This window comes from Deltaproteobacteria bacterium (assembly GCA_023382265.1).
Lineage (GTDB): Bacteria > JAMCPX01 > JAMCPX01 > JAMCPX01 > JAMCPX01 > JAMCPX01.
Genome location: JAMCPX010000054.1, coordinates 54,288 through 69,619, shown reverse-complemented (window position 1 = coordinate 69,619; position 15,332 = coordinate 54,288). Strand labels below are relative to the sequence as shown.

Annotated in this window: 11 protein-coding genes; 7 read left to right on the top strand and 4 right to left on the bottom strand. The window is 37.0% G+C overall.

Features of this window, described 5'->3' with window-relative positions:
- Positions 1 to 114: 114 nt before the first annotated feature.
- Together M1381_09755 and M1381_09750 are read right to left on the bottom strand one after the other, a co-directional pair.
- Positions 115 to 1,470 carry an HD-GYP domain-containing protein gene (locus tag M1381_09755; protein MCL4479365.1) on the bottom strand — a complete coding sequence of 452 codons (1,356 nt, stop codon included), beginning with the start codon at positions 1,468 to 1,470 and terminating at the stop codon, positions 115 to 117.
- On the bottom strand, positions 1,463 to 2,992 hold the full coding sequence (locus M1381_09750) for a hypothetical protein (protein ID MCL4479364.1): 1,530 nt from the start codon (positions 2,990 to 2,992) through the stop codon (positions 1,463 to 1,465). Before M1381_09750 ends, M1381_09755 begins: the two co-directional genes overlap by 8 nt.
- Before the next feature lie 246 nt (positions 2,993 to 3,238).
- Here M1381_09750 and dnaK point away from each other — a divergent pair, with 246 nt between their 5' ends.
- The 7 genes from dnaK (at position 3,239) to M1381_09715 (ending at position 11,508) form a co-directional block, all read left to right on the top strand.
- On the top strand, positions 3,239 to 5,143 hold the full coding sequence (dnaK, locus tag M1381_09745) for a molecular chaperone DnaK (GenBank protein MCL4479363.1): 1,905 nt from the start codon (positions 3,239 to 3,241) through the stop codon (positions 5,141 to 5,143).
- Between the two features lie 26 nt (positions 5,144 to 5,169).
- Positions 5,170 to 5,619 carry an Hsp20/alpha crystallin family protein gene (locus tag M1381_09740; GenBank protein ID MCL4479362.1) on the top strand — a complete coding sequence of 150 codons (450 nt, stop codon included), beginning with the start codon at positions 5,170 to 5,172 and terminating at the stop codon, positions 5,617 to 5,619.
- Positions 5,620 to 5,756: 137 nt separating this feature from the next.
- On the top strand, positions 5,757 to 7,280 hold the full coding sequence (locus tag M1381_09735) for a flippase (GenBank protein ID MCL4479361.1): 1,524 nt from the start codon (positions 5,757 to 5,759) through the stop codon (positions 7,278 to 7,280).
- Between the two features lie 74 nt (positions 7,281 to 7,354).
- On the top strand, positions 7,355 to 8,725 hold the full coding sequence (locus tag M1381_09730; protein ID MCL4479360.1) for a B12-binding domain-containing radical SAM protein: 1,371 nt from the start codon (positions 7,355 to 7,357) through the stop codon (positions 8,723 to 8,725).
- Complete coding sequence (locus M1381_09725; protein MCL4479359.1) at positions 8,718 to 9,524, top strand: class I SAM-dependent methyltransferase; 807 nt, start codon at positions 8,718 to 8,720, stop codon at positions 9,522 to 9,524. Before M1381_09730 ends, M1381_09725 begins: the two co-directional genes overlap by 8 nt.
- 1 nt (position 9,525) lies before the next feature.
- Positions 9,526 to 10,731, top strand: a complete 1,206-nt coding sequence (locus M1381_09720; protein MCL4479358.1) for a glycosyltransferase family 4 protein — start codon at positions 9,526 to 9,528, stop codon at positions 10,729 to 10,731.
- A 60-nt stretch (positions 10,732 to 10,791) separates the two neighbouring features.
- Entirely contained in the window at positions 10,792 to 11,508 is a 717-nt protein-coding gene (locus M1381_09715) for a glycosyltransferase family protein (protein MCL4479357.1), read from the top strand.
- A 38-nt stretch (positions 11,509 to 11,546) separates the two neighbouring features.
- Here the strand turns inward: M1381_09715 and greA are convergent, their stop codons facing one another.
- Positions 11,547 to 12,035 carry a transcription elongation factor GreA gene (greA, locus tag M1381_09710; GenBank protein ID MCL4479356.1) on the bottom strand — a complete coding sequence of 163 codons (489 nt, stop codon included), beginning with the start codon at positions 12,033 to 12,035 and terminating at the stop codon, positions 11,547 to 11,549.
- 20 nt (positions 12,036 to 12,055) lie between these two features.
- Complete coding sequence (gene carB / locus M1381_09705) at positions 12,056 to 15,295, bottom strand: carbamoyl-phosphate synthase large subunit (GenBank protein MCL4479355.1); 3,240 nt, start codon at positions 15,293 to 15,295, stop codon at positions 12,056 to 12,058.
- Positions 15,296 to 15,332 lie beyond the last annotated feature (37 nt).

Sequence of the window (15,332 nt, the reverse complement as noted above, 5' to 3'; positions counted from 1 at the left end):
TTGTTCGTTATTTTTTCAAATACATTTTTGGGGTTGATGTTTCGCTTTGCTAAGTGGTAGTTGCGGGTTGTAACCCCCCCTACCCTCTCTTATTGCATTTTTCGGATTAATTGTCTATTTCAGATATTTGTTCAAATCTATCAAACCTTGAAGTGCACTTCCAATAGAACCGGCGATACTCCTTTTATAATCATGGGTTATGATGTTTTTCTCTTCAAGGGATAACTCATCATTTGGATTTACATTATTACCCGACGTATCCATAATAAGCTTAATAAACGGTCTCTCAGGATTTTTATCGTTAAGTCTCGTCACCACTCCAACCTCATTTGTATCAAATCTTACAACCGACCCAACAGGATTTATACCAAATGCCTTTATAAATGCCTTTACATAAACTGGATCAAAATCTTCTCCAGCCTTACTCTTAATAAGATTGATAGATTCTTTTGGATCGAATCGTCTTTGATATGGCCTGAGTGTGGTCATAGAATCGTAAGTGTCAGCTATTGCCACAACCCTTGAACCTTCAGGCTGTGCATGTATTTTCGATAAAGGATAGCCGCTTAAATTATATCTGATGTGATGATACAATACAAACGTGGCAGAAATTTCGCTTATATTACCAATCTCGTTGATTATGCTCTCTCCATGTGACGGGTGTTTTTTCATTTCATTCCATTCCTCATTTGTAAGCTGTGACGGTTTTAATATGATCTCTCTCGGTACCTTTGTTTTGCCTATATCATGTAGTATTCCAGCAAGGCCAACATTGAAAAGGTCTTCCCCTTTATAACCGAGTTCCTGTGCGAGTGTGAGGGAAAATATACCGACATTCACAGAATGATTAAAGGTATACTCATCATAATCTTGAAGCATGGTAAGGCACATAAGGGTGCTTTTGTCTTTGAGCATAACATCGTTTAAGTCACTAATTATATTTTTTATATTTGTTTTGGCAGGGATGCGTCCGAGTCTTAGATCATGCATAATATCTAGAATCTCATCTCTTGCTGCCGTATAGGTTCTGGATGCCTCCGTTTTAACATCTTCTTCTATATGTTTGATTTCAATGCCTCTTATCCCTGCTTTTTTGAATTTTTCCATTATACCGTTTTTATCTTTAAGTATATCTGAAGGTATAAGCAAACTCTCAAGGAGGAAAATTATTTCCTTATCGTTTACCGCCCTGTTAAAAACAATACCATTGACTCCCATGTTTGACAGTCTTTCTATAAATTCTTCTATACTTTTTGTTGTATTATAAAAAGGAGTTTTCTCCACCAGTAGTGTGTTCTTTATAACCGCGATTAAGACCTCCCTTCTCTTGTTAAGGAGCCCGTGCAATATTTCATTTATCTTTTTAATAGAGTCCTGAATCGTTGGATGGGTTTTTGGATAAAGGGATAGATTCCTTACGCTGCCGGTAAATAAGGTTATAAGCGTATTTAACTGTTCATTCTCAGGCATTTATTCTCTTACCTATTTCATAAAACATATTCCATGTAACATTCCTTACTGAGTGATTCTTATTCTCTAATAATTTTACAAGTGTTGCAATTGCAACTTCGTTCATTGTTGTTCCAAGGGCCTTTATTCCAACCAATTTTATCTCCGGGTACTGTTGTGCAAGTTCGGATGTAACATCAAATACAGATTTAATAATAGCTTCCACTGCTTCTCTATTACCAAGTTCCCCAAGTACAAGTAATATATCTGTTTTTAACGTATACGATATTGATGATTCATTTAAAATATCCTTTAACAATGCGATGAATCTATACTTCTGATGCTTCCCAATAAAAGGGATCAATAAATTAAGTGTGCGATGATCGGTTTTCGGATTGATCAGTTTAGAGATTATAAGATCTGAGGCATCTGTGTTTAATTCAAATAACGATTGTATAGCTTTTCTTTGTACCCTGATGTCCCTATTATCCAGACCTCTTACTATTATTTGCTCAGCGTCTGTCCTTATGGCTATAACGGTATCAATAGCGATCTGTGATGCTCTGTAATTCGTGCCGGTTATAACCTTTTCAAGGAAAGGATATGACTTCTTGTGAAAAAAAGTGAACGCCTTTGAAATGAATTTTAGAGATTGCACATCATCAGATGTTAGCATCTTGTCTCTAAGCTTTTCTAAAGCCTGTTCTCCTATGATAAGTATCGCCTTTATGGAGTTCTCATAGTAGTACGGATTACCGGTATATATCGGGATTAGTATATGACCGATCATATCCCTCTCCCCGGCAATAATCTTAATCTGTTTTTTTGCCATGCCTGTTATATTGATATTCTTGTTTCTCTGATAAGCATGTTTTATATATGTGTTTATGGCTATTAGCGGTACTTCATATCTATCTATATCTATTAGCCTGCCGAGTATAATAACGATTGCATCTGACAGCTCTCCATACAGTTTCGGATTAACCTCTTGCTCAAGAAGATTTATAAGCTTTATAGCTTCCTTTTCATCGTCGGTTAAATCCTGAGCAACGTTTTCAAGCTGGAGTTCATCTTCCTGTGATTCATATTTATGCTCCATTTCCCTGTCTATCTCTTCGTGTATGGTTTCGTAATCCATCTCCTCTATAGAAATTCCACTTACATTATTGGCAAGTAACAATTTTTTTATACTTTGCTCCTTTTCAAGGATCAGATCACCCTTAGAAACAACCTGTATGAAAAATAAAAGTTCCTCAAAGCTAAACGTATGCGATATGATAAGCGTTTTTATCCTTTTAAAAAATAACAATCTTGAGAGTTTCTCAAAATCCTCAATAGGACTGTTATTTATGTATATGGTCGTCCTATCTATGCTGTATGTAACGCTATGTGAGCTATCCAGTTGTTGTTTGATGTTGTTGTATACCCTGTTTATTATATCCTTAAGAGACACATGCCCTTCTGGATAAAAGGAAAATAACTTTATCGCCTTTTCTATCTCAAAAAGTATGTTTATTTGAGGTGTTGTACTTTTCACGCCCATAATGGTTAGACTTTCATATCTATTTTAATTTTCATAATATGTTTAGAACATCCGCTAAATGAAGATATTCGCCTAAAATCATTATATCTAATTCCCAAAATATGAAAGAACTATGTTAGATGTATACCTTGCTTATAAAGCACAAATATATACAATTTGCAAAGGTAACAACTATTAAAATATGCCTTACAAATATTGACGATGCGGGATAAGTGATTATTTTTTAAGTAAAAGGAGTGAAAAGATATGGGTAAAGTAATCGGTATAGATTTAGGGACTACTAATTCCGTTGTTTCATACGTTCAAAAAGGGGAAATTATTGTTATCCCAAATGAAGAAGGAAACAGGTTAACGCCCTCTGTGGTAGGATTTACTAAGGAGGGAGATATACTTGTAGGGCAGGTTGCAAAAAGACAGGCAATAACAAACCCTGAGAATACAGTCTATTCTATAAAGAGATTCATGGGCAGGCGATATAATGAAGTTACAGAAGAGATGAAGATGGTTCCATATAAGGTAGTTGCTGCTGATAACCAGGATGTAAGGGTTTCCATAAGGAATAAGCTTTACTCTCCGCCTGAGATATCGGCAATGATACTACAAAAGCTAAAAAAAGCAGCAGAAGCGTATCTCGGGGAAAAGGTAACAGAAGCCGTTATCACTGTTCCAGCGTATTTTAATGATAGTCAGCGGCAGGCTACAAAGGATGCAGGCAAGATAGCAGGACTTGAGGTAAAAAGGATCATAAATGAACCTACCGCAGCAGCACTTGCTTATGGTCTTGATAAAAAGAAAGAGGAGATTATTGCGGTTTACGACTTTGGGGGCGGTACATTTGATATATCCGTACTTGAAGTCGGCGAAAATATCGTAGAGGTAAAATCAACAAACGGTAATACCCATCTTGGAGGCGATAACATAGATCAACGTATCATAGACTGGATCATAGGTGAATTTAAAAAGGATCAGGGCATTGATCTTAGTAAAGATGTGATGGCTCTTCAAAGACTGAAAGAGGCAGCGGAAAAGGCTAAAATCGAGTTATCTTCCATAATGGAGTCGGATATTAATCTGCCTTTCATAACTGCGGACGCATCCGGACCAAAACATCTCGTTCTCAAGCTAACGAGATCAAAACTTGAACAGTTGTGCATGGATCTTATAGAAAACAGCTTTGAACCTGTCAAACAGGCACTTAAGGATGCAGGCTTAAAACCAGGTGATATCAATGAAGTTGTTCTTGTTGGCGGTCAAACGAGGATGCCCAAGCTTGTAGAACTTGTAAAAGAGTTTTTTGGTAAGGAGCCTCACAAAGGTGTTAATCCTGATGAGGTTGTTGCAGTCGGTGCAGCTATTCAGGGTGCTGTTCTTTCAGGGGAGGTTAAAGATGTGTTATTGCTTGATGTTACTCCCCTATCTCTCGGGATAGAAACGCTTGGCAGCGTAATGACAAAGCTAATACCAAGAAATACAACTATTCCTACAAAAAAGAGCGAGATTTTCACAACCGCTGCGGATAATCAGACAAGTGTAGAAATAAATATACTTCAGGGAGAAAGAGAAATAGCTTCAGCCAATCGTTCACTCGGAAGGTTTCAACTCGTTGGTATACCTTCAGCCCCAAGGGGGGTTCCACAGATAGAGGTTACTTTTGATATAGATGCAAACGGGATATTAAATGTTTCTGCAAAAGACATTGCTACAGGTAAAGAGCAAAAAATTGTTATTACCGCATCAAGCGGTCTGGCAAAAGATGACATTGAAAAAATGGTAAGAGAGGCAGAATCTCACGCAGAAGAAGATAAAAAAGCTAAAGAAAAGGCAGAGGTTGCGAATAATCTTGATAATCTTATCTATTCGACGGAAAAGTTGATCAGAGAGAACAAGGATAAGTTTTCAGAAACGGACATAAAAGATGTTCAGGAGGGTATTGATAAAGCAAAGAAGGTTTTTGAGGAAAGGGATGTAGAATCCATGAAAAAGTCTTTACAGCAGGTTACAGAGGCATCTCATAAACTTGCCGAGTTGCTCTACAAAAAGACTTCGGCTTCACAGGGTACCTCTGCAAACCCGGAACAGGGAACCGGAGCATCAAGTGAATCATCCGGAAAAGAGGATGCTATAGATGCAGAATTTGAGGAGAAAAAATAATAATTTCAAGAGGAGGTGAACATTCAATGGCAATAACAAAATGGAGCCCCTTAAGAGAACTGGAAAGTACTATGGAAAGGTTCAACAGGCTTTTCGATGAAAATATCGGCAGGCTTAGATTCACTGATGAAGAACTTGCAACAGGTACGTGGTATCCGAGTGTGGATATCTATGAGACAAAAGATGAGGTTGTATTGAAAGCAGAACTACCAGGAATGGAGAAAAAAGATTTTTCTATTGAGGTGAAAGATAATATGCTTATGCTGAAAGGTGAGCGGAAGTTTGAACGCGAGACAAAAGAAGAAAATTATTACAGAATTGAGCGTTCGTACGGAACATTTCATAGGTCATTTACACTTCCTGCTGCAGTAGACAGGGACAAGATAAAGGCAAAATACAGAGAAGGGATCCTGGAAATCTCCATGCCGAAAGTAGAGTCTGCAAAACCAAAACAGGTTAGTGTAGATATTGAGTAAGTCTTAGCCTAATCTTAAAGCCAAGCATACCCATAATCCTATCGACTTTTGATACGGTTATGGGTATAGTTTTTAAACAAATCGTCCATTTTTTAATTGACAAAACCAATACTAAACCTATAGTTTTCTCATATTATATGAATAGAACAAAAAGGTTTATATCCAATACATCTTATAATTTCTTATCTCAAATCTGGTTCATTGTATTAAATCTTGCAGTAACACCATACATTGTGCATAAACTCGGACTTGAGACTTATGGAATATTTGCAATATTAAATGTCATAATAGGTTATTTCTCAATAATGGATCTTGGCATAGGTGCTGCATCTATCAAATATATCTCTGATTATCTGTCAAAAAATGATAGGACCGCTCTAAAAGAATTATTAAAAACCTCTTTTACATTATATCTCATTATCGGATTCCTGGGTACTATAACAATAATACCATTAACAAGGTATTTCATCATACACGTATTTCACATATCAGAGCCGCTCATTAGTACCGCCCAAACAGTATTCTATATTGCCGGAATAGGTCTTATTATACATATGCCTTTGATCTTCTTACGCTCCATCTTAATGGCTTTGCAACGTTTTGACATACTCGTTAAAAGAAATATGCTGCTCTTAACATCTTTTATAGCAGGAGAGGTAATATTATTATATCTTGGATTTGGGCTGATCCAGCTTGTGCTGCTGAACATATTTATAGAGATAATAAATATATTGATATTCTGGCATGATTCAAAAAAACTCTTACCGGAATTATCCCTTAAACCATCCTTTCACATAAATACATTCAAAACTCTTGGTAATTTCGGCATAATGAAATTCTTAAATCAAATCGCATCACAGGCTGTGTTCCAACTCGATAGAATCTTAATAGGAATATTTATGCCCATAGCGTGGGTAACATACTATGTTGTACCAGTAAATCTGTCTCAAAAACTGATGTCATGGCAGGGCAATATTACAACCGTGTATTTCCCTCTCGCATGCGAATTGATAGCGAAAAATGAAAGAGAAAAACTTATACTCCTCTACACCAAGTTAACAAAATATATATTTATACTTGTCTTGCCATTGGCTCTCATCCTTTTTGTATTCTCTAATACGATACTCAAGCTGTGGATGCACGGCGATTTTGCCGCAAAAAGCGGCACAACCCTTAAGATATTATCAATTTCATATCTTTTTACCGTTTTAAGTACTGTACCGGCTCTGTCCGCCGATGCCTTTGGAAAGCCTTATATCACAACACTTTTCAGCATTATCAGTGCGGTCATAAATCTCGTAGCAGCAATATTTTTAATCCCCCGTTATGGTATAAATGGTGCAGCCATTGCATTCGCTATAAATATCTTCGGACAACTGCCCCTGTTCTTGTACTATGTAAACAATAAAATAATAGGCATCAAGGTATCACAACTCTTTAGAAAAGAACTGCTCAAGCCATCTATTGCAGGAATATTACTTTTCATAATCTATTATATAATTTATACGTTTAGTCATAATATCATTTATACTGCATCCGGGATCATAGCGGGAGGATTTCTTTATATTGTAATACTCTTAAGCTTAAAAACGTTTGATAAAAACGATTGGGAACTTGTAAAAAGTTTTAATATACACTTAATAAATAGATTTATAATGTAGTATTATGAGTTATAATATAAGCATGCTAAACTACTTCCACAACGATTAAATGAATGGACACAAAATAAAAGACTATGAAAATTTTATTTGTAAGATTAAAGAAGAAATCGGACACTAATCCGGTCCCTCATCTTGGACTTGGGATTCTTGCCTCAATACTAAGGAATGCCGGTCATGATGTAATAGTACTGGATTATTTGCTATATCCGTCCGACAATAATTCCCCTATACTGGAAAATGTTATCGATAGTATAAAACCGGATGCAATAGGCTTTTCAATATATACGGCAACATCAAAAGCTTCGTTAGAGATGATCGGCAGGATATTTCATTATAAGATACCAATCATTGTTGGCGGCCCACATCCCTCGCTATACGGTGAAGAATTAATATCTGTTAAAGGGATCAGCTATATAGTAAGAGGCGAGGCTGAAGCTATAATAATAGAACTCATAAAGAATATACGCTACCTGGAGAAGCCGGAGATTATAGATGGAACAGTGGCTGATATGGATAAGGTTCCCTTCCCCGACTTCACGGTATTTATGAACAAGGAGTATATCAACCAATATCCATTACAAACAAGCCGCGGGTGTCCATTCAACTGCAGTTTTTGTGCTGTAAAATTTATAGCTTCAAGAAAATGGAGAAGCAGGGATTACAAGCTCTGCGTTGATGAGGTTGCAAAGGCAAAGAGTTTATATCCGGGATTAGAATATGTTAAGATAGTAGACGATGCACCTACCGTTAATATTGTTCATTTTAAAAATTTTCTGAACGAATATATATCTCGAAAAATAAGATTGAAAATGATCATAGACAACATACGGGCTGATGGAATAGATGAAGAATTGGTAAAACTCGTTAAAGATGCCGGTAGTGATAACATCTGTATAGGCGTAGAAAGCGGTAATGAAGTGGTATTCAAAGCAATAAATAAGAGTGAGACATTGGATGACATAAAAAGGGCTGCAAATCTTATAAAGAAAGGCGGATTACGTTTGGGAACATGCTTTGTTATAGGACTACCGCATGACAATCTTAAGAGAGTAAAGGATTCAATTATTTTGACCAAAGAACTCAAGCCGGATTTTATCTTCTGGAACATGGCACACCCGATGAAGAAAACAGAAATCATGGATTGGTTCTCCATGAACGCCGCTCAAATTTACAATACAGAAGACTATTCATCTTATGATACACACACTTTAAATATACGCGAGCCTGTTATAGAAACCAAAGACTTTACAAGATATCAAAGAAAAAAGGCATATTTTATAGCCATGGTTGAGACACAACAATACCAGGTAAACGTCCATGAAACATTTCTTTTGTTCGCCTATAGCATAAAGTATAATTATTTATTAGGGACCATTAAAGCCTTTACATTAAGGATTTACATGCACATGCGCAAAAAAATAAAAAAAAGGAATGTCTATGAATAATCTATGGGAAACACTTAAAAAATATCCACAAATACCTTCTTTTGCTTTGTGGAGAGCTGTCGAATTAAGGATTTTACAGCCTCTAATAAATGAATTTAAAAATCCAATACTTGATGCCGGATGTGGTGACGGTTCTTTTGGCCTTTTATTTTTTAAACATATAAAACAAATAGATCTCGGTATCGACATTGATATTGATATGTTAGAGATGGCAAAGACGGTTCCGATATATGAAAAGGTAGAATTAATAAACGCATGCAGTATGACATTAAAAGATAACAGTTTCAAAACGGTTTTCAGCAATTGTGTATTTGAACATATCCCATGTTACACCGATGCACTAAAAGAAGTTTATAGAATTTTACAGCCGGAAGGCAGGTTTATTCTTACCGTTCCAAGCGAGAACTATCATAAATTCCTTTATCATTATAAACTCTATATGCAAATGAATCGTGAAGACAAAGCCCGGGAATATATAAAACACACCGATGATAGGCACCAACATTATTACTATATGCCGCCGGAGAAGTGGAAAGAATTGTTAAAATCAACCGGATTTAAAGATATAGAAATAAATTATTATCTGCCGGAAGAAACTCTATCCAAATGGGACAGGATAGAAGAATTCTATACGAGAGAACTCTTCACGATGCTGAGATCCTATAAAATGAGGGCATTGTCTTTGACCCCTTCGTTTATTTTAAGAATAATTTGGTATTTTTATTTAAATCACTATTACAAAGCCGAAGTGATGCCGGGCCATAAAGGTGGAGCGCTATTGATAAAATGTACGAAATAAAATGAAGATTGCTGTTTTCCACAATTTACCTTCGGGAGGGGCAAAGAGGGCTCTCTATGAATTTTTAAAAGAGCTGAAAAAAAGAGGACATACAATAGACGCTTTTTTACCACAAACAGCCAATGAACAATTTCTGCCGCTTGATGATGCCGTTAATAAAAAACAGATATACTCTGTAAAAACATTCATGCCCCGTATAAATCTGAAGGGCTTCAGAACATTATATTTTCTTGAGCAGTCTATCATAGCCCAGGCAAGATGTCAGAGGTTGATTGCAAACGATATAAATAATGGTGGCTACGACCTCGTTTTTGCCAATCATTCTGTCCCAACACAAAGTCCGTTTATACTGAAGTATCTTAAAATACCTTCTGTTTATTATATCCAGGAGCCAATCAGGTGGGCGTACGAACATCCAGTAAAAGATATCGATAAAGTGATTAAAAGATCCGCATTAAAGATGTTATATGAACGTGCATTGGTAAAATATTTATTAAAGCCTCTCGATGAATCAAATATTGCATACTCAACGGTCTTGCTTGTTAACTCTTATTATTCTCATGAATCCATTATGAAGGCTTATGGGTTGAATTCTTATGTATCTTATCTCGGCGTGAATACTGAAATATTCAAACACAATCATAATACCCCCAGGGAAAATATCATACTCTCAGTCGGACGGCTTATCCAGCAAAAAGGATTCAGATTCATAATAAAAGCAATGGCAAAAGTAGCGAATAAAATAAATAAACCGAAGCTTATTATAATAGGTGATGATAATTCTTACAGCGAACAGAACATCTTAACATCTCTTGCAAGTGAAAACGACATTGATATTGAAATAAAAATCGGGATAACAGATACAGAACTTGTAAAATACTATAATAAAGCCCTCTTAGTTGTTTATGCACCTTATTTAGAGCCGTTCGGTTTGGTAACATTGGAGTCAATGGCATGCGGCACCCCTGTTATTGGTGTCAAGGAAGGCGGGGTAAGAGAGGCTATAGAAAACGGTATAACAGGTTTGCTTGTAGAAAGAGATGTAAATGAGTTTGCAGGGGCTATTGAATATCTCTTACACAATAAAGATAAAAGGGATAAAATGGGCAATAATGCCATTGAATCTGTAAAAGAAAAATGGACATGGCAGAAGGCAGCGGATAATTTGATTTCGCATTTTGAATCCACATTAAAGCAGCCTGGATAAAAATATATGATTTCTGTAGTCTGTACATATAATGACAAAGAAACTTTAGATAAGTATTTATTGAAAAGTCTGAAAACCCAGACTGTAAAGTATGAACTTATTCTTATAAATAATACAAAAAATCAATTTAAATCCGCATCGGAGGCACTTAACAGCGGAGGGAACAGGGCAAACGGCAAGTACATAATGTTTGTTCATCAGGATGTTGATCTGATGTCAAATGCATGGTTGGAAAAATCAGAAGAAGAATTGGACAAATTACCTAATATCGGTGTTGCAGGTGTTGCAGGAATGGCTGAAAACGCAAATGGTATCATATCAAATATTATACACGGTGAACCCCCTGAACCTGCCGGAGGTATACAAATTAAATATCCCACAATGGTTCAAACAGTTGATGAATGCCTGTTTATAATTCCAAAATCGGTATTTAACATACTCAAGTTTGATAATAACTTAAATGACAGATGGCATTTATACGCTGTTGATTATTCTTTATGCTCCAGAGAAATGGGCTACAATATTTTTGTCCTGCCATTCTCTGTATACCATTCATCAAAAACCGTTATGGAGAAAAATAAATTTATGGTATTGATGAATTTAGGTTATCTGCCAAAAACCTATTTCCCACCACTAAAAAGGTTACTCAAAAAACATAATGGGCATTTCAGGAAAGTTCACACGACTTGTGGGGTATGGAATACTACTTTTCCAATATTGCTGCAAAGATATCTTTACTTTGTAAAAGAATCTATAAAATGGCTTTTCGGCATTTAATCTAAAAGCTTTGAAATGGATAATGAGAATAACTCCGGTCACCCAATTCCATCATACGATATCTTAACAACTTCATACTCTTTTTTACCTTTTGCTGTATCTAATTCTATAATATCGCCCTTGATACAGCCTATAAGCTCTCTCGCAAGTGGCGAGCTTATGGATAATTTTCCATTTGTTACGTCCGACTCTTCCTCACCAACTATTTGATATGTTGATATTTTATCTGTACTAATATCTTTTATTGATACATACGCACCAAATGCAATATGCTTTAAATCGTTATTATTTTTATCGATTTCAATTATATCTGCATTGGCAAGCTTGTACTGTATATCCGATATCCTTGAGTCTACATACGATAGTTTTTCCTTTGCACTTTCATAATCGGCATTTTCACTTAGATCCCCATGCCCCCTTGCCTCTGTAAGCTGAACAACTACCTTTGGCCTCTCTACCCGTTGAAGCGTTTTTAGTTTTTCTTTCAGGCTCTCATATCCTGCCTTTGTCATTGGTATCTTAGACATGTTTTATCCCTCCATTCCCGTTATACTGTTTTATATAATTTCTGGATAGGCATAACCGACAGCTCTCCTCTCATTAATGCCTCTATCGCCTTATATGCCGCTGTAGCTCCTTCTATTGTTGTATAATACGGTATATCGTATGTTATGGCTGATCTTCTTATAGAGTATGAGTCCCTTATAGATTTTTTACCAAAGGTTGTATTTATAATTAAGTTTATTTCACCCGCCTTTATAAAATCTACAATATGAGGGCTGCCCTCAACAACCTTATTTATAGTATCTACCTTCAAATCACTGCTCATTAAGACCCGGGCAGTCCCCTTTGTAGCAATTATGCCAAAACCGAGTTCTTTTAACCGTTTTGCAATAAGTACGATTAACAATTTATCAGCGTCCTTTACACTTATAAAAACCTTTCCGCTCAAAGGCAATATTGTTCCCGCAGCTATTTGCGATTTTGCAAAAGCAAGGGCAAAATTTTTATCAATACCCATAACCTCACCCGTTGATTTCATTTCAGGGCCGAGAATAGTATCGGTACCAGGCAGTTTCATAAACGGCAATACAGCTTCCTTAACAGTAAAATAACCCATCTCTACTTCTTTGGTAAATCCTATGTCTTTAAGCCTTTTACCAAGCATAACCTTAACGGCCAGCTTTGCAAGCGGAACCCCAATTGATTTTGAAACAAACGGGATTGTTCTGCTTGCCCTTGGATTTACCTCAAGCACATAAACCTGATTATCCTTTATTGCAAATTGTATATTGATAAGCCCTATAACGTTTAATGCTTTTGCGAGTATTTTAGTTTCTCTTGTAATTTCATCAATCAAGTTTTGTGACAGGGAAAAGGGCGGTAGCGAACATGCACTGTCTCCCGAATGTATACCCGCTTCTTCTATGTGCTCCATAATGCCGCCGATAACAACCATATCACCATCAGAGATTGCATCCACATCAATCTCAATTGCATTTTCAAGAAACCTGTCTATAAGAACAGGCCTATCCTCACTAACATTTACTGCCTTCTCCATATACTCTATAATGCTCTCATTGTCATAAACAATCTCCATGGCCCTTCCTCCAAGTACATAGGACGGCCTTAAAATCAAGGGGAAACCGATTGTTCCGCCAATCCTTATTGCCTCTTCAATTGACGTTGCCGTAAGACTCATTGGCTGCTTCAGATTAAGCCTTTCAAGCAATTCTCTGAACCTCTTTCTATCCTCCGCGATATCAATACTTTCCGGTGATGTGCCGAGTACCTGAACACCGTTTGCCTCAAGCCGTTTTGCAAGTTTTAACGGAGTCTGGCCTCCGAATTGCACAATAACACCCTGCGGCTTCTCGAGCTCAATAATATTCATAATATCTTCATACGTTATAGGCTCAAAGTATAACTTATCGGAGGTATCATAATCCGTGCTAACCGTCTCAGGGTTTGAATTTACCATTATCGATTCATAGCCTTCATCTTTAAGAGCAAAACTTGCATGAACACAGCAATAATCAAATTCAATGCCCTGACCGATCCTGTTAGGTCCGCTTCCAAGGATCACAACCTTTCCCCTATTCGATGGGATCGATTCGTTTTCTATTTCATAGGTTGAATAAAGGTATGGTGTGTATGCCTCAAATTCTGCACCGCATGTATCAACAACCTTGTAAACGGGATCGAGATTATTAGTTCTGAGGGCCTTCTTTATTATTATGTCTGCGGTTCCCAATAGATCTGCTATATATCTATTTGCAAAACCCATTTTTTTTGCCTCAAGCAATATACCTTTTGCATCCTCTGTAGATAATGAGTAGCCTTTAATGGATTTGATCTTTGATTCATATTCTACAATCTGTTTCAGGTTGTTAAGAAACCATGGATCAATAAATGTGTATTTATAAATCTCTTCTATGGAAAATCCCATGCGAAAGGCATCCGCAATATAAAATATTCGTTCCGATGAAGGCTTCTTCAATCCACCAATAACCCTTCCCTTTGCTGATTCTTTTGCAAAATCCTCTTTTTTTACTTTTCCATTTAACCCATAAACACCAGATTCAAGGGATCTTATCGCCTTCTGCAGGGATTCTTTAAACGTTCTTCCTATAGCCATAACCTCTCCAACCGATTTCATCTGTGTGCCGAGCGTATCATCCACTCCGGGAAACTTTTCGAACGCAAACTTTGGAATCTTTGTTACGACATAATCTATGGTTGGTTCAAAAGAAGCTTTTGTATTTTTTGTTATATCGTTTGTTATCTCGTCGAGTGTATATCCAATCGCAAGCTTTGTTGCAACCTTTGCAATTGGATAACCAGTAGCCTTTGATGCAAGAGCAGAGCTGCGCGAAACGCGGGGGTTCATCTCAATAACAACCATATCGCCATCAGAAGGATTGATAGCGAATTGTATGTTTGAGCCGCCGCTCTCTATGCCAATCTCTCGCATAATCCTAATAGCGGCGTTACGCATATTCTGGTACTCTTTATCTGTAAGGGTTTGAGCAGGTGCTACCGTTATGCTATCACCCGTATGCACACCCATTGGATCAAAATTTTCTATTGAACACACGACAATACAGTTATCATTATGATCCCTCATCATCTCAAGCTCAAATTCTTTCCATCCGATTACAGATTCCTCAAGCAGAACTTCGTGCGTTGGACTTACGCTGAGTCCGTATTCAACCTTTTCTTCAAACTCCTCCATGTTATATCCGATACTGCCGCCAGTACCGCCGAGTGTAAAAGACGGCCTTATGATTATAGGAAATTTTATCTCATCTGCGTAACTCATGGCTTCCGATTTTGAATGCGCATATCTGCTCAAAGGCACTTTTAAACCTATCTTCTGCACTGCGGCCTTAAACAGTTCTCTATCCTCTGCCTTTTTTATCGTATCGAGTCTTGCTCCAATAAGCTCAACATTATTATGTTTAAGAATACCGGCATCCGCAAGTCTGACGGCCATATTCAATGCGGTCTGGCCACCCATCGTTGGTAAGAGTGCATCAGGTTTTTCTATGACTATTATTTTTTCCAATACCTCAAGGGTTATCGGCTCAATGTATGTCTTATCGGCGAATTCAGGGTCGGTCATGATCGTAGCGGGATTGCTGTTTACCAAAACAACTTCAATCCCTTCCGCCTTTAGTGTCTTGCATGACTGCGTCCCTGAATAATCAAACTCCGATGCCTGTCCTATGACAATAGGCCCTGAACCTATCAACATTATCTTTTTTATATCTCTTCTTCCCGGCATTAATCCTCCATTTCATATCTTTTTCTTATATCAAAAA

Bases quoted from the DNA above. Each gene is read 5' to 3' on its own strand.
- M1381_09755 (MCL4479365.1), bottom strand. From the start codon at position 1,470: ATGCCTGAGAATGAACAGTTAAATACGCTTATAACCTTATTTACCGGC.
- M1381_09750 (MCL4479364.1), bottom strand. From the start codon at position 2,992: ATGGGCGTGAAAAGTACAACACCTCAAATAAACATACTTTTTGAGATA.
- dnaK (MCL4479363.1), top strand. From the start codon at position 3,239: ATGGGTAAAGTAATCGGTATAGATTTAGGGACTACTAATTCCGTTGTT.
- M1381_09740 (MCL4479362.1), top strand. From the start codon at position 5,170: ATGGCAATAACAAAATGGAGCCCCTTAAGAGAACTGGAAAGTACTATG.
- M1381_09735 (MCL4479361.1), top strand. From the start codon at position 5,757: ATGAATAGAACAAAAAGGTTTATATCCAATACATCTTATAATTTCTTA.
- M1381_09730 (MCL4479360.1), top strand. From the start codon at position 7,355: ATGAAAATTTTATTTGTAAGATTAAAGAAGAAATCGGACACTAATCCG.
- M1381_09725 (MCL4479359.1), top strand. From the start codon at position 8,718: ATGAATAATCTATGGGAAACACTTAAAAAATATCCACAAATACCTTCT.
- M1381_09720 (MCL4479358.1), top strand. From the start codon at position 9,526: ATGAAGATTGCTGTTTTCCACAATTTACCTTCGGGAGGGGCAAAGAGG.
- greA (MCL4479356.1), bottom strand. From the start codon at position 12,035: ATGTCTAAGATACCAATGACAAAGGCAGGATATGAGAGCCTGAAAGAA.
- carB (MCL4479355.1), bottom strand. From the start codon at position 15,295: ATGCCGGGAAGAAGAGATATAAAAAAGATAATGTTGATAGGTTCAGGG.